We start from the raw sequence: 20148 nt of genomic DNA, 5'->3' as shown, positions 1-20148 counted from the left end.
CACGCCGCCGCCCCCGTCGCCGGTGCGGTCGGCCCGGGGTCGGCGGCCCGAGGGGCACCACTGGGCGGGCGACGGCGCGCGGTACCCTTTCCGCGTGGCCGTCTCCTTCCCCCTGTACTCGCTGTACGAAGCGCGCCTCCGCGCCTCGTTGGACGAGTCGAGGCTGCCGAGGCACATCGCCGTGATGGCGGACGGGAACCGCCGGTGGGCACGTGAGGCGGGGTTCACCGACGTCGCGCACGGTCACCGGGCGGGCGCGGTCAAGATCGCCGAGATGCTGGGGTGGTGTGACGACCTCGGTGTAGACGTTGCCACCATTTACCTGCTCAGCACGGAGAACCTCGGCCGCGATGCCGAGGAACTCGATGAACTGCTGCAGATCATCGCGGACGTGGTGGACGAGATCACCGGCCCGGGGAAGAACTGGGAGGTCCGGATCGTCGGGCGTCTCGAGGTGCTGCCGGACTGGCTCGCCGAGCGACTGCGCCACGCCGAGCAGGTGAGCAGGGGCCGGCCGGGCGTCAAGGTCAACGTCGCGGTCGGCTACGGCGGGCGGCAGGAGATCGCCGACGCCGCCCGCGAGCTGGTCCGGGAGCTGATCGACAAGGGCTGCAGCGGACAGGAGCTGGTCGACGCGATCACCGTCGACGGCATCGGCGAGCACCTCTACACCTCGGGCCAGCCCGACCCGGACCTCGTGATCCGCACCTCCGGCGAGCAGCGGCTCTCGGGCTTCCTGCTGTGGCAGAGCGCGTATTCGGAGATCTGGTTCACCGAGGCGTACTGGCCGGCGTTCCGGCGGGTCGACTTCCTCCGGGCGATGCGCGAGTACGGAGCCCGCAACCGTCGGTTCGGTCAGTGATGGTCGGCGCGGAGGCGGAGCGCGGGCCGATCACCGTGGGCGAGGTGTTCACCGTCCGCGCCGTGTGCGTGGTGGACCAACTGCTCGAGGTGCCCGGCCGGGTCGGCGTCACCGCGATCGACAAGCGGCCCGTCGACGGGCCCGTCCAGGTGCGCGAGTACGGCCTCCACGGCGACGTCCAGGCAGATCGCCAGCACCACGGCGGGGTGTGGAAGGCCGTCTACCTGCTCTCGGACTCCGACGTCGAGCAGTGGGAGCCCGAGTTCGGCGGCCCGATCCCGCCCGGGTACTTCGGCGAGAACCTTCGCGTGGCCGGGGTCGACACCTCGCAGTTGCAGATCGGCACCGTGCTGGAGGTGGGCCGCCTGCGCATGGAGGTCACGACGCCGCGGATCCCGTGTCAGACCTTCGGCCACCACGTGGGCAAGCCGCGCTGGGTGCGGCGCTTCACCGAGGGCGGGCGCCCGGGCGCGTACGCGCGGGTCCTCGCCGCGGGCCCCGTCGAGGCCGGGGACGAGATCCGGGTGGTCGCCGTGCCCACGCACGGGGTCACGATCGGGCGGGTCTTCGCCGGGGTCGACGACGACGAGGCCCGGCGGCTCCTCGACGAGTACGCGCTGTCCGACCTGGCGCCCAGTCTGGTCCGGAAGCTGGATCCGGCGACCGACGACAGGCCCGTGGACGCCGACTGACCGGGCCTGCGCCCGCGCGGGGTGGCTCGGCCGCGGAGTTGCCCAGCTGCAGAGTCGCTCAGCTGCAGAGTCGCTCAGTCGCGTGGCTCGGCCAGGTGGTCCCACACGTCGCCGGCGGTCGACCACACCTCGTGCGCCTCGGCCTCGGCGACGTCCGGCAGTCGGAACGCACCGCCGCCGCCCGCCGAGGTCGCCACCAGCGTCACCAGGCCGGCCCGGCGCTGGAACGGGGTGCGCCGCACGTTCCACCCGAGTATCCCGTCGCGGTACAGGACATCGGTCCGTCTCAGGAGCGAACCCTTACGGACCGTGACCACCGTGCCGCCCACCGCGTGGCCGAGTCCGCGGTAGTTGTCGACCACAGCCCACGCGGCGACCGTCCCACCGACCGCGGCCACGGTGACGGGAACCCACCACAGCCACGGCCACACGAGCGCGGGTACGAGGGCGATCCCGGCGAGGGCGAGGGTGGCGGCCACCGCGCGGACGGCTCGTCGTCGTCGCGCCACAGGCGGATGGGAGCGCAGCGCGTCCGGCCCCGGTGTGCCCGCCGCCGCACCCGGCGTGCCCGCCGCCGCATCCGGTGTGCCCGCCGCCGTACCCGGCACCGGTGTCCCGAGCATCTCCGCCGCCACGCCAGCCGCCACGTCGCGCGGCGAGGCCGGGACCAGCGCAGGGCTCTGCTTGGGCTTGCCGTTCTCGTCGTTGCCGATACCCACGCCGGTGGCGATCACGTCCAGCCGGGCGGCCCCGACCGCGCGGAACCCCGGCGGCTCGTGCAGCGTGATGCCACGGACGCGTCGGCCGTCGAACGTCGCGTGCCGGCCCACGACCAGGCCTCGGCGAAGTTCGAGAGAACCGTCGCGGTGACGCTCGAGGCGCATGCCCCACCAGTTCTCCACGAACAGCACTGTGGCGGCGACGGTGCCGATGGCGAGGGTCAGGGCCACCACGCCGATGGCGAGGACGGGCAACGGCAGTCCGCCGACGCGGTCCCAGACCCACTCCAGCACCGCCGGCACCGCGTTGAACCAGTCGGCCACCTGGAGCACGATGCCGAAGCCCACCAGGCCGAACACCGGCGTCATGAGGCTGGCCGGGGCGTAGCGGACCCACCGGGGATCGAGGCGGGCGAGTTCGTGCGTGTCCGCGCCGGCTCGGTCGGCCAGTAGTCGGCGGCGCAGGTCCTCGGCCTCGGAGCGGTCGAGCGCGGCCAGCGTCATCCTCGACCCGTCTGTCTCACCGCTGGCCAGCTTGAGGGTGGCGATACCGAGGCGACGCTGGACGACGTCGGCGGTGATCTCCACGTTGCGGACCCGGTGCGTCGACAGTGACGACGTGGTGCTCGACAGGAAGCGGACCCGGCGCTCGATTCGGTGGGTGTCCACGCGGTAGCGGGTCACCGTCAGGCGGGCGGACTCGGCGATCGCGGTGGCGACGGTTCCGACTACCACCCCGCCCACCGTCCAGAGGAGTACCCAGCCGATGGCCAGGCCGCCCACCAGCATGCCGATCGCCGTCGGCACCGCCGCGGCGACGAGTGCCGCGGCGACCACCACGGTCGTGGAGGTGATCGTCCGACGGTCCAGCGGCAGCCAGTCGTCATGGTCCGCGCCGGCCGGGCCGGTCATGTGGCGTCCCGCTGATCGTCCTCGGCGAGGAGGGTGAGGCGGTCGGCCATCTCCTCGGCCTGCGTGGCGTCGAGGGCGCTGATGCGCACCGCACCCTTGGACGAGGCGGTGGTGACCACGACGGTGGCGAGGCCGAACTGTCGCTGGAGCGGGCCGCGGGTCTTGTCGACGGTCTGGACGCGCGACAGGGGAGCCGCCCGCCACTCCTCCCAGAACAGTCCACTACGGCTGTAGACGGCGGTGTCGGTGGCCTCCCAGCGGTGGATCGCCCACCGCACGCGGGGCACCACCACCAGCGCCGCCACTGTCAGCAACGCCCACCCGGCGGTGGCGAGGAGCATCCACGGGCCCACGATCAGTGTCGATGCCGCCAGTACGAGCAGCGGCCCGACCATCCACAGGACGACCTGCGCCGTCCACCACCGCCGGCACCGGGGATCGACCCGTTCCCGAGGCGGACGGAGGCCGAGTTGAGTCGCATTCACGGCTTCACCCTAAGCCGATTATGGGACGCTGAACCCCATGGGACTCCTCCGGCGATACCGGGCGACCGGCGCAGACCTGCCCTTCGGCGATCCGCTCCGCGCACACGACGTGGCCATGGAGGGGTACTTCCTCCGCGTCACCGACCGCGAGCGCGGGCGCGTCGTGATCGCCCTCATCGGGGTCAACCGGGGACCCGACGGGCACTGGGCGACGCTCGGGCTCGCCTCCGACGAGGCGCCGATCCCGATCGAGGCCGGTGGATCGCGCCGGGACGGAGACGGGGGTTCTTCGTCGTCGTCTTTCTCCTCGTCGTCCTCGTCGTCGTCCACCCTGCGCCTCATGGCCGCGCCCGACGGCTGGGCCGACCCGGACCGGATCGGCGCGCGCTCCGGCGAACTGTTCGAGTACCGACCCGACGGGGTCCGCGTGGACATGGGGGAGGGCGCTCGCCTGCACGTGAACATCACCGACCCGGTGCAGTGGCCGCACCACGCCGTCGGCGGCTCGAGCATTTTCCAGTCCGTCCCCGCCCTCAACCAGTACTGGCACCCCTGGCTGCTCGGCGGCCGCGCTTCTGGGTGGGCCGAACTCGACGGTGAGCACTGGGAGTTCGACGGCGCCGAGGTGTACGGCGAGAAGAACTGGGGCGCCGAGGGCTTCCCCGACTCGTGGTGGTGGGGCCAGGCGCAGGCGTTCTCGGAGCCGAACACGTGCGTGGCGTTCGCCGGCGGGCAGATCCACTCCGGGCCGCTGCGCACCGAGGTGACTGCAGTTGTCGTGCGACTGCCCGGCGGGAAGGTCATCCGGCTGGGCAACCCTGTCGTCTCGCCGGTCCGCGCCGAGGTGACCGACGAGCGGTGGGAGTTCCAGGGCCGCGGTTACGGCTGGCAGGTCCGCATCAGCGGGCGTTCGCCCCTGGACCGCGCGCACGTGCTGCCGGTCCCGCTGCCGTCGGAGAAGCGGAACTCCGCCGGGTCGATCGAACACCTCGCGGGCGAGCTCGAGGTGGAGGTGCGCCGGCACGGGCGACTGGTGTGGTCGGACCGCAGCGCCCTGGCCGCGCTCGAGCACGGTGGACTCGACCGCGCCGAGGCCGAGTTGCGGCGGCGCGGTGTTCCGGAGGGGGAGACGGGCGCGCCGCCGCTCTAGATCTTGCGCAGGCGCAGCCGCTGGATGGAGTGGTCCGAGTTCTTACGGAGCACCAGCGTCGCGCGCGGCCGGGTCGGCAGGATGTTCTCCACCAGGTTCGGCCGGTTGATCGACGTCCAGATCTCGCGGGCGGCGAGCCGGGCCGCCTTGTCGGACAGGTCGGCGTAGTGCGCGAAGTGCGAGTTGGGGTTGGAGAACGACGTGCTCCGCAGTTCGAGGAAGCGCTCGACGTACCACTGTTCGATGTCCTCGATCCGCGCGTCGACGTAGAGCGAGAAGTCGAACAGGTCCGAGACCATGAGGCGCGGACCCGTCTGCAGGACGTTGAGGCCCTCCACGATGAGGATGTCGGGTCGGCGGACCTCGATGAACTCGCCGGGCACGATGTCGTACTTGGTGTGCGAGTACACCGGCGCGCGCACGACCGGGGCGCCGGACTTGACCTCCGTGACGAACCGCAGCAGCGCGCGCCGGTCGTACGACTCCGGGTAGCCCTTGCGGTGCATCAGTCCGCGTCGCTGGAGTTCGCGGTTGGGGTGAAGGAAGCCGTCGGTGGTGATGAGGTCCACCCGGGGGTGGGAGTCCCAGCGGGTGAGCAGCGCGCGCAGCACACGGGCGGAGGTGGACTTGCCGACCGCCACCGATCCGGCCACGCCGATCACGAACGGCATGGGGGCGTCCACGGTCTCGCCGAGGAACAGATTGGTCGACTGGAACAGCCGCTGCCGGGCGGATACCTGCAGGTGGATGAGCCGGCTCAGCGGCAGGTAGATCTCCGCGATCTCGTCGAGGTCGAGGTGTTCGCCCAGGCCCCGGAGGCCCTCGAGGTCCTGTTCGGTGAGCACCATGGGCATCGCACGCCGCAGGCGCCGCCAGCTCCGACGGTCGAACTCGACGTACGGCGTGTAGTCGCCGGCTTGTCTGCTCACGGTTCCCGATTGTGGCAGGTGGCCACGGGGGAGGGGGTGTCAGGGTGGCGTGGCACTAGACTGACGACGACGACGAGACGAGCCGTGGCCCCACACGATTCGTACGAAGTGCAAAGCCCACGTGCGAGGAGCAACGATGACCGACCCGAACACCGACGTGTTCACCGCCTCCCTGACCGAGCTCGATCCGGAGGTCGCCGAGGCGATGGCCGGCGAGCTCGCCCGACAGCGAGACACGCTCGAGATGATCGCGTCGGAGAACTTCGTGCCGCGTTCGGTCCTGCAGGCGCAGGGCTCCGTGCTCACGAACAAGTACGCCGAGGGGTACCCGGGTCGCCGTTACTACGGCGGCTGCGAGCACGTGGACGTGGTGGAGAACCTGGCTCGTGACCGCGCGAAGGAGGTCTTCGGCGCCAAGTACGCGAACGTCCAGCCGCACGCCGGTGCCCAGGCCAATGCCGCGGTGCTCATGGCGCTCGCGAAGCCGGGGTCCAAGATCATGGGCCTATCACTAGCCCACGGCGGGCATCTCACGCACGGCATGAAGCTCAACTTCTCCGGCCAGCTCTACGAGGTCGCCGCCTACGAGGTGGATCCGGAGACCATGCAGGTCAACATGGACACCGTCCGCGAGATGGCGCTGGCGGAGAAGCCGGATGTCATCATCGCCGGCTGGTCGGCCTACCCGCGGACCCTGGATTTCGCGAAGTTCCGCGAGATCGCCGACGAGGTCGGCGCCAAGCTGTGGGTGGACATGGCCCACTTTGCCGGCCTGGTCGCCGCCGGCCTGCACCCGAGCCCCGTCCCGCACGCCGACGTCGTCTCCACGACCGTCCACAAGACGCTCGGCGGGCCGCGCTCCGGCATGATCCTCACCAACGACCTCGAGCTGTTCAAGAAGCTCAACTCGTCGGTGTTCCCGGGCCAGCAGGGCGGCCCGCTCATGCACGCGATCGCCGCCAAGGCCACCGCCATGAAGATCGCCGGGACGGAGCAGTTCCGCGAGCGTCAGCAGCGCACGATCGAGGGTGCCCAGATCCTCGCCGAGCGGCTCACCGCCCAGGATTGCCGGGACGCCGGCGTCTCCGTCCTCACCGGCGGCACGGACGTGCACCTCGTCCTGGTGGACTTGCGTGACTCCGAGCTCGACGGCCAGCAGGCGGAGGACCTCCTCCACGAGGTCGGGATCACGGTGAACCGCAACGCGGTGCCGTTCGACCCGCGTCCGCCGATGGTGACCTCCGGCCTGCGCATCGGCACGCCCGCCCTGGCCACCCGCGGGTTCGAGGCCGAGGACTTCCGTGAGGTCGCGGACATCATCGGCACCGCGCTGGCCGCGGGGACGGGCGCCGACGTCACCGCCCTGCGTGAGCGCGTGTCTGCGCTGGCCGCGTCGAAGCCGCTGTACGAGGGACTCGAGGACTGGAAGATCCTGGGCTGAGGCGGGTCGAGAAAACGACAGGCGGGGGCCGATGACCGACGAGAACACGGGCAACGGCCCCCGTCTACGTGTTGGCTACGTCCCCGGTGTCCAGCCGGACAAGTGGCTCGCGCGGTGGCGCGAGCGCAATCCACGCGTGCCGATCTCGGCCCGACGCACCGGTGACCCGTGGGCGGAGCTCGCGGGCTCCGCCGGCGCCGACGGCTTCGACGTGGTCTTCCTCCGCGAGCCCGACGATGCACCGCGCTCGGCGCCGGCCGGCCTGCTCCGGGTCCCGCTGTACACCGAGACGATGGCCGTTCTCGCCGAGAAGGACCACGAACTCGCCGCCTTCGACTCGCTGGGGATCGCCGACCTCGAGGGGGAGCGGTGGCTCGAGCCGGTGGACCCCATCACGGCATCGCCCGAGGAGGTGTCCGCCGCGGTGGACCTCGTCGCCGCCGGCGTGGGACTGCTCGTCCTGCCGGCGCCGTACGCGAGGGCGCTGAGTCGGCGGGACGTGGTGGCGCGGCCCGTCGACGGGGTCCCCGCGACCCGGATGGGCATCGCCTGGTCGCCCGCGAGGGAGACCGATGAGTTGATCGACGAGTTCGTGGGGATCGTGCGGGGTCGCAGGGCGGGCACCTCGCGCGGAGCGGGCGAGCCTCCGCGCGAGAAGCGGACCGCAAAGGAGAAGGCCGCCGCCAAGGCGAAGGCCCGCGCCGAACGTGCGCCGAAGCCGGTGGGTCGGGGGCAGCGCAGACGCTGACCGGGCGGGTCTCAGCCGCGAGCGGCGCCGTCGATCCCACCTGCGTGCGGCGCGGTCGATCCCAGCCGCGTGCGGCGCCGTCGACCTCAGCCGCGTGCGGCGCCGACCATCCCGCGGGCGAACTCGAGGTGTCGGGCGACGACGTCGTCGGCCGACAGCGGCCCGTCGGGCCGGTACCAGGACGCGATCGACACACACAGTGAGGCGATGGCGCGGGCCGCGTCCTCGGGGTGGGCGCAGGAGAACTCCCCGGAGTCGACACCGGCGCGGATGGCGTCCTCGAGCATCTTCTGCTGCGCATCGCGCTGCGCGATGTGGCGTGCGCGCACGTCCGGGTCCATGCTGCGCATCTCGGTGGACGCCACGAACGCGTGGTCGCGCCGTGCCATGTGGAAGCGGGCGAGGCACTCCACGATGTTCTCGAACCTGGTGACGGTGCGGTCGCCGGCGTCGTCGGCCGCGGCCTGAGTGTGCGTGAGCATCTCCGCCATGGCCTGGTCGACGACCGCTGCGAGGATGGCCTGCTTCGATCGGTAGTGATGGTAGAGGCCCGGCACGGACAGTCCGGCGGCCTCGGCGATCGACCGGATCGAGGCACCGTGATAACCGTGCCGGGCGAAGACTTGCAGGGCCGCGCGGAGCGGAGGGGAGAGTTCGTCGGTGCCGAACTCGCGCCACTGCGCCAACGTCGCGGCCTCCAACGTCGCGGTCTCCAACGTCGCGGTCTCCTCACTCATCGTCACAACACTAGCCACCCTTCGCTTGACACCGGTTGTGGTGTGGGTAACACTATGGCACACCGAGCGATCGATCGGTCGGTGGATCGCACAAGGATCGTGAACGAGAGGACCGAGGATGAGCCAGGAAGACCCACGGCCGTGGCGCACGTTGTACCCACCGGGCCTCGACGAGAGCCTCGTGACGCGGCGGTCGACGCTCGTGGACGCCTGGCGTGAGCGTGTCGACTCCTCGCCGGACAGGGCGGCCGTCGCCTACTTCGACACCACGCTGTCGGCCCGCGAGGTCGACGCGATGGCGGATGCGCTCGCCACCGCACTGCAGGTCCGCGGGGTGGCGCCCGGTGACCGCGTCGGCATCCACCTGCAGAACATCCCGCAGTACGCGCTGGCGATGCTGGCGCTGTGGAAGATCGGCGCCGCCGCCGTGGTGCTCAACCCGATGTACTTCGGCCGGGAACTCCGGTTGCCCGTGGAGGACTCCGGTGCCGTGGGGATCATCGCCACCGACCGGGACGCCACGGCGATCCGCGACGCCGTGAGCGGTACGAACGTCGCATGGGTCGTCAGTACGAGCGAGCGGGACCTGCAGACCCGGAACGACCCCCGCGCGTTCGGCGACGACCAGCAGGTCGAGCCTTCGCCGGACGGCGACCTGGTCTCCCTGATCCGCGAGTTCGAGGGCCGCACGCCGGAGCCGGCGGAGGTCACCCCCGACGACCTCGCGCTTCTCACCTACACCTCGGGAACCACCGGGCCGCCCAAGGGGGCGATGAACTCGCATGGCAACGTCATCGCGGTCGCGCGGAGCTTCGCCGACTTCGTCGGTCTCGTGCCGGGCGACGTGGTGCTGGCGATCGCCCCGCTGTTCCACATCACCGGCGCCGTCATCAACGCCACCGTCGCGCTGGTCACCGACTCCACCCTCGTCTTCGCCGGACGTTTCCGGCCCGGTGTCATGCTGGACACGTTCCGCGAACACGGGGTCACCTTCACCATCGGTTCCATCACCGCGTACAACGCGCTCATGCGCCTGGACGAGGCGGGACCGGAGCACTTTGCGTCGGTCAAGACCCTGTACAGCGGGGGCGCGCCCATCCCGCCCTCGACGGTCGAGCGCTTCGCGGAGCGGTTCGGCCACTACATCCACAACGGATACGGCATGACCGAGACGACCTCCGGGGTCATCGCGGTGCCGCCCGGGCTGCGGGCGCCGGTCGACGAGACCAGCGGCACCCTGTCCATCGGAGTGCCGCTGCCGGGGATCGGCGCCGAGGTCATCGGCGTCGACGACCAGCCGGTCGCCCCGGGCGAGCAGGGCGAGCTCGTCCTGTCGGGACCGCAGATCGTGTCCGGCTACTGGCGCAACGAGGCCGCCACGGCCTCGACCATGCCCGGCGGCCGGCTGCACACCGGCGATGTCGCCGTCATGGACGCCGACGGCTGGGTGTACCTCGTGGACCGCCTCAAGGACCAGATCAACGCCTCCGGCTACAAGGTCTGGCCGCGGGAGGTCGAGGACGCCCTGTACGAGCACGACGCGGTGTTCGAGGCCGCCGTCGTGGGACTGCCGGACGAGTACCGCGGCGAGAAGGTCGTCGCGTTCGTCTCGCTCAAGGCCGGGCAGACTGCGACCGAGGACGAGCTGATCGCGTTCGCCTCGGAGCGGCTCGCCGCCTACAAGCGGCCGGGCGAGGTCCACGTCGTCGGCGAGCTCCCCAAGACCCAGACCGGAAAGATCCGCCGTCGCGAACTCCGCGACGAACACACCCCCTCCCACTCCTCCACTCCCACCGAAGGGAGCTGACATGGCCGAGGCCACCATCAACCCCGACGACCGCGGGCGGGCCGGCGCCACCGCCGCCACCGCAGCCCCACACCAGTCCGCCAAGGCGAGCCGCGGCAGCGTCCGCTCGTTGGCCGCCAGTACCACCGGGCAGCTGTTCGAATGGTACGAATGGACCGCTTACGCGGTCTTCGCCCCGTACATCGCCGCGGTGATGTTCAACAACGAGAACCCGGTCTCGGCGCTGCTGGCCACGTTCGCCGTCTTCGCGGTCGGGTTCCTCATGCGCCCGCTGGGCGGGATCGTCTTCGGCCGGATCGCGGACGTACGCGGACGCAAGTTCGTCCTCATCACCACCATGCTCATGATGGCCGGCGCCAGCCTGCTCATCGGCCTGCTCCCGAGCTACGAGACGCTCGGGATCTTCGCCTCGGCGCTGCTGCTCCTGTGCCGCATGATCCAGGGCTTCGCCCACGGTGGCGAGTCGGCCACCGCCTACAGCTACGTCGCCGAGATCGCACCGCCGCACCGTCGCGGCATGTGGGGCAGCCTCGTGTTCGTCGCCATCATGGGCGGCACCGTGATCGCCTACGGCATCGGCGGCGGCATCACCGCCGTGCTCTCCGAGTCCGCCGTCGGCGAGTGGGGCTGGCGCGTGCCGTTCCTGCTCGGCGCCGTGTTCGCCCTGTTCGTGCTGTACCTGCGGTCCGGCATGGAGGAGTCCGACGTCTTCGACAAGGCCGCCGCGGCCGCCGCCGCCGACCCGACCTCGCCGGTCGCCACGTTCTCGCGACGCAAGCTCGCCGGCGCCATCGCGCTGGTCGTGGCCATGGTCTCCGGCATCACCGTCGCGCACTACACCTGGAGCTCGTACGCCTCGACGTTCGCCATCACGCAGCGTGACATGGACTCGGAGGCCGCGTTCTGGGCGATCTTCGGCAGCCAGCTCATCGCCCTGTGCACCCTCCCGCTGTGGGGTCTGCTCTCGGACCACATCGGCCGTCGCCCGGTCATCTTCATCTTCGCCATCGGCACGATCATCACCACGCCGATGCTCATGGGGATGATCGACGACCGCCCGTGGACGCTGTTCCTCGCCTCGCTCGTCGCCATGACCCTGGTCGCGGCCGCCGGCTCGATCCTGTCCTCGTTCATGTCCGAGGCGTTCCCCACCAAGATGCGTACCGCGGGCATCGGGTTCGCGTACTCCCTGTCGGTGGCGGTCTTCGGCGGCAGTGCGCCGTACCTCAACGCCCAGTTCATCCAGTGGGACCTGTACTGGATGATCAGCGCCTACATCATCGCCCTGTGCGTGGCGACGATGGTCGCGACCGCCTTCATGAAGGAGACCCGGGGTCACGACCTGCACCGTGTCGGCCACAACTGAGCGTCGGCCACAACTGATCCACCCGAACCGCCCGCCCGGTCGCCCATCAACCGCGAGGATCCACGCCATGACCCCTTCATCGTCCGAGTCCACGGGACTGTCCGTCGACCAGTTGCTCCGCCCCGACGTCGTGGGGCCGAAGATCGCCGAGGCCACCGGTGACCAGGACTGGGCGGACTTCGACGCCGACCTCATCGCCGGCGGCAAGTCCAACCTCACGTTCACGCTCCGCTCCGACGCGGGGGAGTTGATCCTGCGGCGGCCGCCGACGGGCGAGCTCCTGCCCAGCGCGCACGACATGGGCCGCGAGGCGCGGATCCAGCTCGGGTTGGCGGACACGGACGTGCCGGTCGCGAAGGTGGTGCTCAACGAGACCACCGGTGAGGACCTGGGGGTACCGTACTACGTGATGGAGAAAGTGGTCGGCCACGTCATCCGTGACGCGCTGCCGGCGGGCTTCGCCGAGTCCGACGACGACAAGGCGGCCATGGCGGACGCCCAGATCGACGCGATGGTCGCGCTCCACGCCGTGGACCAGAACGCGGTGGGCCTGGGGGATCTCGGTCGCCCGGACGGCTATCTGGAGCGGCAGCTGCGACGCTGGCTGGGCCAGTCGGAGAAATCCAGTGCCTCCGTCCGGGCGGACCGTCTGCCCGAGCTGGCCGCGCGTCTCGGCGAGAGCATGCCCACTTCGCCGTCGTCGCGGATCATCCACGGTGACTACCGCCTGGACAACTACGTCGTCGACCCCGACGACCCGGGGCGCATCAAGGCGATCCTCGACTGGGAGCTGTCCACCCTCGGTGATCCGGTCGCCGACCTCGCGCAGACGGTTCTGTACTGGGGCGACCCGAACGGGCCGACCGTGCCGCTCATCCCCAGCATCACCACCGAGCCGGGCTGGCCCGGACCGCAGCGGTTGCTCGACCGGTACTGCGCGGCCACCGGCACCGATCCGTCCCACATGCCGTGGTACCTGGCGTTCGCCACGTTCAAGTTCGCGGCGATCGCCCAGGGCGTGGCGACGCGCTCCGAGGCCGGTGACATGGCCGGTCAGGACTTCGGTGACATCGGCCCGCAGATCCGCGAGCTGGTCGACCACGGCCACTCGATCCTCGACTCCAGGAAGGTGACCAACTGATGGCCGACTCCTCATCCGCAGCGCCCACCCCGGTCGATCCCCGGACGGGTCCGCAGGCCGCGCTGCCCGTGCTCGACCGCTTCCGGCTGGACGGCCGCGTCGTGGTGATCACGGGCTCGTCGTCGGGGCTCGGGGCCGGCTTCGCGCGGGCCCTGTCCTCGGCAGGCGCCACGGTCGTGCTGGCCGCCCGACGCCGCGAGCGGCTCGACGCCCTCGCCGAGGAACTGCGTGCCGCCGGCGGCACCGCCTCGACCGTGGCGTGCGACGTCGCGGACCCCGAGGCGTGTGCGGCGATGGTCCGCGACACGATGGACACCCACGGACGCATCGACGTGCTGGTCAACAACGCCGGCATCGGGACCGCCGTGCCCGCGCTCAAGGAGACCCCCGAGCAGTTCCGCGGGGTGGTGGACGTCAACCTGAACGGCGCCTACTGGGCCGCCAAGGAGTGCGCGGCCGTCATGGAGCCGGGCGCGAGCATCGTCAACGTCGCGAGCGTCCTGGGCCTGACCGCCGGCTTCGCACCGCAGGCCGCCTACTCGGCGACCAAGGCGGCCGTGCTCGGACTGACCCGTGACCTCGCCGCGCAGTGGGGCAGCCGCCGCGGTATCCGCGTCAACGCGCTGGCCCCCGGGTACTTCGCCTCCGAGATGACCGACGAGATCCCGGAGAAGATGCTCGCGGACATCACCGGCAGCACGATCTTCGGCCGACTGGGGCTCCAGCCCGAGCTCGACTCCGCGCTGCTTTTCCTCGCCTCCGACGCCTCGTCGTTCATCACCGGGACCACGCTCGTGGTCGACGGTGGGATGACTATGCATTGAACCGACTCAGCACTGAACCAACTCAGCACTGACGCAGGCACCACTTCACTCATCCCGCCCGCGGCGGGCCGCCGCGGCACGCTTCTACAGGAGTAATGACATGGAATTCGCTCACAGTCAGCGCAGCATCGAGCTGCAGGAGAACATGTGGGAGTTCATGCGGGAGCACGTCTTCCCCGCCGAGCCCGTCTGGGCCGAGTACCTGCGTGAGCACGGGGACAACGCCTACCCGCCGGTCATGGAGGACCTCAAGGCCGAGGCCCGGCGCCGTGGGCTGTGGAACCTCTTCCTGCCCGAGTGGTCCGGGATCTCCAACCTCGAGTTCGCCGCCGTCTCGGAGATCACGGGGTGGTCGCCCGTCATCGCCCCGGAGGCGATCAACTCTCAGGCCCCGGACACCGGGAACATGGAGACCTTCCACCTGTTCGGCACCGACGAGCAGAAGGCGAAGTACCTCGAGCCGCTCAAGGAGGGCAGGATCCGCTCGGCGTACGCCATGACCGAGCCCGATGTCGCGTCCTCCGACGCCACGAACATCCAGACCGTGATCCGTCGCGAGGGCGACGAGTACGTGATCAACGGTCGCAAGTGGTGGATCACCGGCATCGCCGACACCCGCTGCGAGATCCTCATCGTCATGGGCAAGACCGACGAGTCCGCCGAGACCCACCGGCAGCAGTCGATGGTCCTCGTGCCCCGCGACACCCCGGGCCTGACCATCGAGCGCAACCTGCCGCTGTTCGGATACCAGGACCAGCACGGTCACTGTGAGATCGTGTTCTCCGACGTGCGGGTGCCCGTGTCGAATCTCCTCGGCGAGGAGGGCGCCGGGTTCGCGATCGCCCAGGCCCGTCTCGGGCCGGGCCGCATCCACCACGCGATGCGCGCCATCGGCATGGCCGAGCGGGCGCTGGCCCTGATGGTCGACCGCGCCAAGTCCCGGCACGCGTTCGGTGGGTCGCTGGCGAGCCAAGGCGTGGTGCAGGAGCACATCGCCAACTCGCGCATCGAGATCGACCAGGCGCGGCTGCAGGTGCAGCACTGCGCCTGGATGATCGACACCGTCGGCGCCAAGGAGGCGCGGTTCGAGATCTCCGCCATCAAGGTGATCGCCCCGCAGGTCGCCTGTGCCGTGATCGACCGGGCCATCGAGATCTTCGGCGGCGCCGGCGTCTCCGGCGACACCCCGCTGGCGTACTTCTACGCCTGGGCGCGCGCGCTGCGGATCGTCGACGGACCGGACGCCGTCCACCGTCGCACCATCGCGCGCGGAGAGCTGAAGAAGACCCCGCCGTACGTCGGATAAAACTAGGATGTCCCAGTAACGGTCGGTGCCGCCCGGCGCCGGAACCGCAGAGACAAGGATGTGCAGAACATGGGTGCAGTAATCGTGGAGGCCGTGCGCAGCGCGGTGGGCAAGCGCAAGGGTGGACTGGCCGGGGTGCATCCCGCCGATCTGTCAGGGACCGTTCTCACGGCGCTGGCCGAGCGCGCCGGGATCGACGGATCGATCGTCGAGGACGTCATCTGGGGTTGTGTCACCCAGGCCGGGGAGCAGGCCGGGGACATCGCCCGGACCGCCGCCCTGTCGGCGGGATGGCCGGAGACGGTCAACGGCGTGACGATCGACCGGCAGTGTGGCTCGTCGCAGCAGGCGCTGAGTTTCGCGGTGGCCGTGGTGGAGGCAGGCTTCCACGACGTGGTGGTGGCCGGCGGCGTCGAGTCGATGACGCGGGTGCCGATGGGCTCGCACGTCTCCTCCGAGTCGTTCCCCTACGGTCAGGCGTTCCTCGACCGCTACGACGGCACGGCCCCCAACCAGGGCGTCGGTGCCGAGATGATCGCCGAGCGGTGGGGCTTCACGCGCACCCAGCTCGACGAGTTCGCCGTGGCGTCGCACGAGAAGGCCGCCGCCGCGCAGGACGCCGGGTTCTTCGCCGGGCACATCGTGCCGGTGACCACCCCGGACGGCGTCTTCGACACCGACCAGGGCATCCGCCGCGGCAGCACCGTCGAGGGGCTGGCCGGGCTCAAGACCCCGTTCAAGGAAGACGGTGTGATCCACGCCGGCAACGCCTCGCAGATCTCGGACGGCGCCGCAGCGATCCTCGTGATGAGCGAGGAGGCGGCCGCCAAGTACGGGTGCACCCCGATCGCGCGGGTGCACACCGCCACGCTCGCCGGTGACGACCCGGTCATCATGCTCACCGCTCCGATCCCCGCCACCGCCAAGGCGCTGGCCAAGTCCGGACTGTCCATCGACGACATCGGCGTGTACGAGGTCAACGAGGCGTTCGCGTCCGTGCCGATGGCGTGGCTGGCCGAGACCGGGGCGGACCCGGCGAAGCTCAACCCGAACGGCGGCGCCATCGCCCTCGGGCACCCGCTCGGTGGCTCCGGCGCCCGGATCTTCGCCGACCTCGTCCATCACATGAAGAACGAGGGCATCAAGTACGGCCTGCAGACGATGTGTGAGGGCGGCGGCCAGGCCAACGCCACCATCATCGAACTGCTCTGATCCGAGCCCCCACCGGACATCCGCGGAGCGGCTGCCATTGGAGACACAGCCGCTCCCGACGATGGCGTCTGGCGTGCGCAGGTGCGCAGGCCGGCGTTCAGCGTCGGGGGCGGCTGTGTTGTGGGCGTACAGGCGCTCGTGCGCCTGCGGGCAGGGGCGCGCGCGGATGCCGCCGGGTGCGCGGGCGGCTCAGTCGCCGGGTGCGCGGGCGGCTCAGTCGCCGGTGAGGACTACTGCGCGGCCGAGCACCTCGCCACGGTCGAGGGCCTCGTAGGTCTCCGGTGCCTCGGTCAGCGGCACCCGGCGGGAGATCATCCCGCCCAGGTCGAGTTTCCCGGCGGCCAGCAGTCGGATGAGCGCCGGCACGTCCTGCCGGGCGCGCGCGCCGTAGGAGCCCTTGATCTGGATCTTGCGACGCACGATGCGGGCCAGGTCCACGTCGAGCGCGGTGCCCGCGGGAGGAATGCCCACGACCACGACCCGCCCGCCCTCGCGGGCGATGTCGGTCGCCTGCCGGGTCGTGGCCGCCGACCCCAGCGCCTCGAAGGCGACGTCCACCCCGCGGCCGCCGGTGATCGCCATGACCGCCTCGGTCGCGTCCACCTCACGCGAATTGACGGTGTGTGTGGCGCCCATGCGGCGGGCGAGGGCGAGCTTGTCGTCGTCCACGTCGATCGCGATGACCGACTCCGCGCCACTGACCGCCGACAGCTGGACGATGTTCTGGCCGACCCCACCGACCGCCACCACCGCGACGGATTCCCCGGTCCGGACGTCGCCCACGTTGCGGACCGCGCCGTAGGCGGTGAACATCGAGCAGCCGAGGATGGCGGAATCGGTGAGGTCGAGCTGCTCGGGGAGGGCGAACACCGCGGTGGCGGGCGTGACGCTGTATTCGGCCAGTCCGCCCATCGAGTACATGGACAACGGTTCGCCGGAGGCCCGGTGCAGGCGCGTCTCGCCGTCGTACAGGGTGCCGCGCAGGCGGTTGTACTCGAAGAACGTGGAGCAGATGTCCTCCATGCCACGGGCGCAGTTCTCGCACGACCCGCACGGCATGATGAAGGAGCCGACCACCCGGTCGCCGGGCCGGACGTGGGTGACCCCGGCGCCGACCTCGGCGACGACACCGGAGATCTCGTGGCCCAGGACCCCTGGCAGCGGGAAGCCGACCTCGCCCTTCATCACGTGCAGGTCCGTGTGACACACCCCGCAGGCGTGGTTGTGGACCAGGACTTCGCCGGCGCGCGGTTCCGGGATCGGGATGTCCTCGATCACCAGTGGGGATCCGGTCTCAACGCACACCGCAGCCTTCATGGGCCCGACGGTACGCAGGCGGGACGACGGTCGCGGGCGGATCGCTCCGAAACGTCAGCTCCGTCCGAGCAGTTCGTCCGAGATGATCCGCATCTGGATCTCGCTGGTGCCCTCGAAGATGCGGGTCAGCCGCGCATCGCGCCAGTGCCGCTCCACCTGGAAGTCCGTGGTGTAGCCGGCCCCGCCGTGGATCTGGACGCCCTGGGAGGTGACGCGCTCGGCCATCTCGGTCGCGACGAGTTTGCACATGGCGGCCTCGAGCGAGCAGCGGCGACCGGAATCGATGTCGGTGGCGACCGAGTACATGAGTTGTCGTGCGGCCTCGATGTCGGCCGCCATCTTGGCGATCTCGAACCGCAGGTACTGGAAGTCGGCGATCGGACGACCGAATTGCTCGCGTGCGTGCACGTACGCGATCGAGTCCTCGAGCGCGGCCCGGGCGAGGCCGATGGCGCGGGCGGCGGTGTGGGCCCGGCCCACCTCGAGGCCCGAGACGGCCATGTAGAAGCCCTTGCCCTCCTCGCCGAGCAGCGCGTCGGCGGGTAGACGGAACCCGTCGAAGGACAGTTCCCAGGTCTGCCATCCGAAGTAGCCGATCTTGCGAACGGGATTGCCGGTGATGCCGGGCGGGAACCCGCCCCGCTCCTTCTCGACGAGGAAGGTCGAGATGCCGCGGTGCGGCTTGGCGGGGTCGCGGGTCGGTTCGGTACGGGCGAACAGCACGAGGTAGTCCGCCTGGTCGGCGTACGTGCACCACATCTTGGTGCCGGTGACGACCCACTCGTCGCCGTCGCGGACCGCGCGGCACGAGATGTTGGCGACGTCCGAGCCCGCCTCGGCCTCCGAGAGCGCGTAGGCGCCGAGCCATTCGCCGCGGGCGACGCGGGGGAGTAGGCGCTTCTCCTGCTCCGGGGTGAACCCGCCGCCCATGCCGTTGCCGCGGGCGAGCAGCCCGGAGACGGAGAGCCACGCGCGGGAGAGTTCCTCGGCCACGAGGCAGTATTCGAACACTCCGAGGCCGAGACCTCCGTGCTCCTCGGGGATCATGATCCCGAAGAACCCCATGTCCGCCATCTTCTGCCGCAGGCCGTCGGGAATGTCGCCTTTCTCCGGGTCGAGTGCGTTGGCGACGGGCAGCACCTCCTTCATCGCGAACTCGCGGGCGAGGTCACGGATCGCGAGCCGCTCCTCGGTGAGGTAGGTGGGGGTGCCGGGACGGGCGACGGGCTTGTGGGTCATGGGTCCTCCCGGGTCGGGGCGTGAGAGTCCGGGTGTCGGGTGGGTCGGTTCACTCCCAGGTCAGGCGTTCGGTGTCCGCGCCGAGCTGCGGCGCCGGCCCGGTGGCCAGATGGTGGCCGTCGAACGTGGCGGGGTGAGCGGCGGCGAGATACTCGCCGACACCCGGTTGGACCAGGGGTGAGAAGAGCGGATTGGCGTCGAGGTCGCCCTCGGAGACCACCTCGTCGAACCTGCGGTAGCGCTCGTGGAGGACGACGGAGTCGGCGAGTGCCGCCGAGACCTGCTCGGTGGTGTGCGCGGCGAACCACCGGGCGAACAGCGCCGCGAGCACCTCCCGGTACTCGTAGCGGTCCCTGTCGGTGGAGAAGTCGGCACCGGTCGCGTTCTCGAGGGCCGCGACCGCCTCCTCGGTGCCGGTGAGGCGCGCAAGATCGCGGAAGTGCCGGGGGGTCAGCGCAACGAGCATGAACCGTCCCCCGTCCGAGGCCACCACGTCCGTACCGAAGGTGCCGTAGACGTAGTTGCCGACGGCGGGGCGGCTCGAGCCGTCGATCTGGGGTTCGGTGAGGTAGCCGAGGGTGCCGGCGGTGGCGAGCGCGACGTCGTCCAGCGGCAAGACGATGTGGCACCCCTCACCCGTCCGTTCCCGTCGGCGGACCGCCGCGACCACTGCGAGCGCGGCGTGCAACCCGGCCGCCACGTCCCAGGCGGGAAGCGCGTGGTTCACCACGGTGTCGGTCCCGGCGGGGCCGGTGATGGACGGGAAGCCCAGGGCGGCGTTGACCGTGTAGTCCACCCCGGGCCGACCGTCCCGCCGGCCGAGCAGTTCGAGGGTGATGACGTCCGGGCGGACCGCGGCCAGGATGTCGTGGGACAGCCACGAGCGCCCGGCCGAGTTGGTGACGAGGATGCCGCCGCCGTCCCCGTAGTCGGTCACCAGGTCGCGCAGGGCCCGCTGACCGTCCTCGGACCGTAGGTCGAGGGTGACCGACGCCTTGCCACGGTTGAGGCCCGTCCAATAGATCGAGGTCCCGTCGGAGGACGTAGGGAGGCGGTGGACGTCCGCGGCACCGCCGACGGGGTCGACGCGGATCACCTCTGCGCCGAGCTGGGCGAGGGTGAGCCCGCACAGGGGAGAGGCGACGAAGCTGGACAACTCGACGACCCGGAGGCCGGCCAGGGGACGGGAGGCGGTGGGCTCGGGCATCGGGACCTCCGAGGGTCGGCGGTGGCAGTCGGCCGCCGCGGGCGGGGACTGTTG

18 protein-coding genes are annotated in these 20148 nt (G+C 70.8%); 11 read left to right on the top strand and 7 right to left on the bottom strand.

Annotation, left to right across the window (positions count from 1 at the left end):
* Window positions 1-94: 94 nt before the first annotated feature.
* Together AB5G72_RS10890 and AB5G72_RS10885 are read left to right on the top strand one after the other, a co-directional pair.
* Window positions 95-862 (top strand): isoprenyl transferase, encoded by a 768-nt coding sequence (locus AB5G72_RS10890; RefSeq protein WP_069388863.1) that lies wholly within the window; start codon window positions 95-97, stop codon window positions 860-862.
* On the top strand, window positions 862-1554 hold the full coding sequence (locus AB5G72_RS10885) for an MOSC domain-containing protein (protein ID WP_163375996.1): 693 nt from the start codon (window positions 862-864) through the stop codon (window positions 1552-1554). The genes AB5G72_RS10890 and AB5G72_RS10885 overlap by 1 nt, the downstream gene beginning before the upstream one ends.
* Before the next feature lie 74 nt (window positions 1555-1628).
* Here the strand turns inward: AB5G72_RS10885 and AB5G72_RS10880 are convergent, their stop codons facing one another.
* Entirely contained in the window at window positions 1629-3185 is a 1557-nt protein-coding gene (locus AB5G72_RS10880) for a PH domain-containing protein (RefSeq protein ID WP_440219861.1), read from the bottom strand.
* Window positions 3182-3670: a PH domain-containing protein gene (locus AB5G72_RS10875; RefSeq protein ID WP_440219860.1), complete on the bottom strand. Its 489-nt coding sequence runs from the start codon at window positions 3668-3670 to the stop codon at window positions 3182-3184. The genes AB5G72_RS10880 and AB5G72_RS10875 overlap by 4 nt, the downstream gene beginning before the upstream one ends.
* Before the next feature lie 37 nt (window positions 3671-3707).
* On the opposite strand from AB5G72_RS10875, the gene AB5G72_RS10870 reads away from it, so the two are divergent.
* Window positions 3708-4820, top strand: a complete 1113-nt coding sequence (locus tag AB5G72_RS10870) for a tocopherol cyclase family protein (protein WP_120283761.1) — start codon at window positions 3708-3710, stop codon at window positions 4818-4820.
* Here AB5G72_RS10870 and coaA read toward each other — a convergent pair.
* The gene (gene coaA, locus AB5G72_RS10865) at window positions 4817-5749 is read right to left on the bottom strand and encodes a type I pantothenate kinase (protein WP_069388860.1); all 933 of its coding nucleotides are present in this window, start codon (window positions 5747-5749) and stop codon (window positions 4817-4819) included. The two genes, AB5G72_RS10870 and coaA, sit on opposite strands and share 4 nt — an antisense overlap.
* A gap of 136 nt (window positions 5750-5885) precedes the next feature.
* Between coaA and glyA the strand changes: the two genes are divergently transcribed.
* Entirely contained in the window at window positions 5886-7190 is a 1305-nt protein-coding gene (gene glyA / locus AB5G72_RS10860; RefSeq protein WP_313311923.1) for a serine hydroxymethyltransferase, read from the top strand.
* A gap of 31 nt (window positions 7191-7221) precedes the next feature.
* Entirely contained in the window at window positions 7222-7938 is a 717-nt protein-coding gene (locus AB5G72_RS10855; protein WP_413958018.1) for a LysR family transcriptional regulator substrate-binding protein, read from the top strand.
* Window positions 7939-8024: 86 nt separating this feature from the next.
* Here the strand turns inward: AB5G72_RS10855 and AB5G72_RS10850 are convergent, their stop codons facing one another.
* Complete coding sequence (locus tag AB5G72_RS10850) at window positions 8025-8675, bottom strand: TetR/AcrR family transcriptional regulator (protein ID WP_440219859.1); 651 nt, start codon at window positions 8673-8675, stop codon at window positions 8025-8027.
* A gap of 118 nt (window positions 8676-8793) precedes the next feature.
* Between AB5G72_RS10850 and AB5G72_RS10845 the strand changes: the two genes are divergently transcribed.
* The 6 genes from AB5G72_RS10845 (at window position 8794) to AB5G72_RS10820 (ending at window position 16331) form a co-directional block, all read left to right on the top strand.
* Window positions 8794-10482, top strand: a complete 1689-nt coding sequence (locus AB5G72_RS10845) for a class I adenylate-forming enzyme family protein (protein ID WP_413958019.1) — start codon at window positions 8794-8796, stop codon at window positions 10480-10482.
* Between the two features lies 1 nt (window position 10483).
* Window positions 10484-11848 carry an MFS transporter gene (locus AB5G72_RS10840; RefSeq protein WP_440219858.1) on the top strand — a complete coding sequence of 455 codons (1365 nt, stop codon included), beginning with the start codon at window positions 10484-10486 and terminating at the stop codon, window positions 11846-11848.
* Window positions 11849-11915: 67 nt separating this feature from the next.
* The gene (locus tag AB5G72_RS10835; RefSeq protein WP_120283754.1) at window positions 11916-12989 is read left to right on the top strand and encodes a phosphotransferase family protein; all 1074 of its coding nucleotides are present in this window, start codon (window positions 11916-11918) and stop codon (window positions 12987-12989) included.
* Between the two features lie 62 nt (window positions 12990-13051).
* Entirely contained in the window at window positions 13052-13813 is a 762-nt protein-coding gene (locus AB5G72_RS10830; RefSeq protein WP_067715710.1) for an SDR family NAD(P)-dependent oxidoreductase, read from the top strand.
* A gap of 100 nt (window positions 13814-13913) precedes the next feature.
* Entirely contained in the window at window positions 13914-15119 is a 1206-nt protein-coding gene (locus AB5G72_RS10825; RefSeq protein ID WP_067715648.1) for an acyl-CoA dehydrogenase family protein, read from the top strand.
* Between the two features lie 69 nt (window positions 15120-15188).
* Entirely contained in the window at window positions 15189-16331 is a 1143-nt protein-coding gene (locus AB5G72_RS10820) for a thiolase family protein (RefSeq protein WP_069388699.1), read from the top strand.
* A gap of 213 nt (window positions 16332-16544) precedes the next feature.
* Here AB5G72_RS10820 and AB5G72_RS10815 read toward each other — a convergent pair whose 3' ends face one another.
* From AB5G72_RS10815 to AB5G72_RS10805, 3 genes are read right to left on the bottom strand one after another with little or no spacing between them, the layout of a single operon-like run.
* Window positions 16545-17648, bottom strand: coding sequence for a zinc-binding dehydrogenase (locus AB5G72_RS10815; protein ID WP_120283753.1), 1104 nt, complete (start codon window positions 17646-17648; stop codon window positions 16545-16547).
* A gap of 54 nt (window positions 17649-17702) precedes the next feature.
* Window positions 17703-18887, bottom strand: a complete 1185-nt coding sequence (locus tag AB5G72_RS10810; RefSeq protein ID WP_253002005.1) for an acyl-CoA dehydrogenase family protein — start codon at window positions 18885-18887, stop codon at window positions 17703-17705.
* A 49-nt stretch (window positions 18888-18936) separates the two neighbouring features.
* Window positions 18937-20094, bottom strand: coding sequence for a CoA transferase (locus AB5G72_RS10805; RefSeq protein WP_120283751.1), 1158 nt, complete (start codon window positions 20092-20094; stop codon window positions 18937-18939).
* Window positions 20095-20148: the final 54 nt, after the last annotated feature.

It is taken from the genome of Dietzia sp. MNB45 (assembly GCF_051994785.1).
In the GTDB taxonomy this organism is placed as follows: Bacteria; Actinomycetota; Actinomycetes; order Mycobacteriales; family Mycobacteriaceae; genus Dietzia; species Dietzia kunjamensis.
This window is presented reverse-complemented; position numbering and strand designations above follow the sequence as displayed.

What these genes read in the sequence shown, in the direction of transcription:
- AB5G72_RS10885 (WP_163375996.1), top strand. Translation starts at nt 862, where the DNA reads ATGGTCGGCGCGGAGGCGGAGCGCGGGCCGATCACCGTGGGCGAGGTG.
- AB5G72_RS10880 (WP_440219861.1), bottom strand. Translation starts at nt 3,185, where the DNA reads ATGACCGGCCCGGCCGGCGCGGACCATGACGACTGGCTGCCGCTGGAC.
- AB5G72_RS10870 (WP_120283761.1), top strand. Translation starts at nt 3,708, where the DNA reads ATGGGACTCCTCCGGCGATACCGGGCGACCGGCGCAGACCTGCCCTTC.
- glyA (WP_313311923.1), top strand. Translation starts at nt 5,886, where the DNA reads ATGACCGACCCGAACACCGACGTGTTCACCGCCTCCCTGACCGAGCTC.
- AB5G72_RS10855 (WP_413958018.1), top strand. Translation starts at nt 7,222, where the DNA reads ATGACCGACGAGAACACGGGCAACGGCCCCCGTCTACGTGTTGGCTAC.
- AB5G72_RS10850 (WP_440219859.1), bottom strand. Translation starts at nt 8,675, where the DNA reads ATGAGTGAGGAGACCGCGACGTTGGAGACCGCGACGTTGGAGGCCGCG.
- AB5G72_RS10845 (WP_413958019.1), top strand. Translation starts at nt 8,794, where the DNA reads ATGAGCCAGGAAGACCCACGGCCGTGGCGCACGTTGTACCCACCGGGC.
- AB5G72_RS10840 (WP_440219858.1), top strand. Translation starts at nt 10,484, where the DNA reads ATGGCCGAGGCCACCATCAACCCCGACGACCGCGGGCGGGCCGGCGCC.
- AB5G72_RS10835 (WP_120283754.1), top strand. Translation starts at nt 11,916, where the DNA reads ATGACCCCTTCATCGTCCGAGTCCACGGGACTGTCCGTCGACCAGTTG.
- AB5G72_RS10825 (WP_067715648.1), top strand. Translation starts at nt 13,914, where the DNA reads ATGGAATTCGCTCACAGTCAGCGCAGCATCGAGCTGCAGGAGAACATG.
- AB5G72_RS10820 (WP_069388699.1), top strand. Translation starts at nt 15,189, where the DNA reads ATGGGTGCAGTAATCGTGGAGGCCGTGCGCAGCGCGGTGGGCAAGCGC.
- AB5G72_RS10815 (WP_120283753.1), bottom strand. Translation starts at nt 17,648, where the DNA reads ATGAAGGCTGCGGTGTGCGTTGAGACCGGATCCCCACTGGTGATCGAG.
- AB5G72_RS10810 (WP_253002005.1), bottom strand. Translation starts at nt 18,887, where the DNA reads ATGACCCACAAGCCCGTCGCCCGTCCCGGCACCCCCACCTACCTCACC.
- AB5G72_RS10805 (WP_120283751.1), bottom strand. Translation starts at nt 20,094, where the DNA reads ATGCCCGAGCCCACCGCCTCCCGTCCCCTGGCCGGCCTCCGGGTCGTC.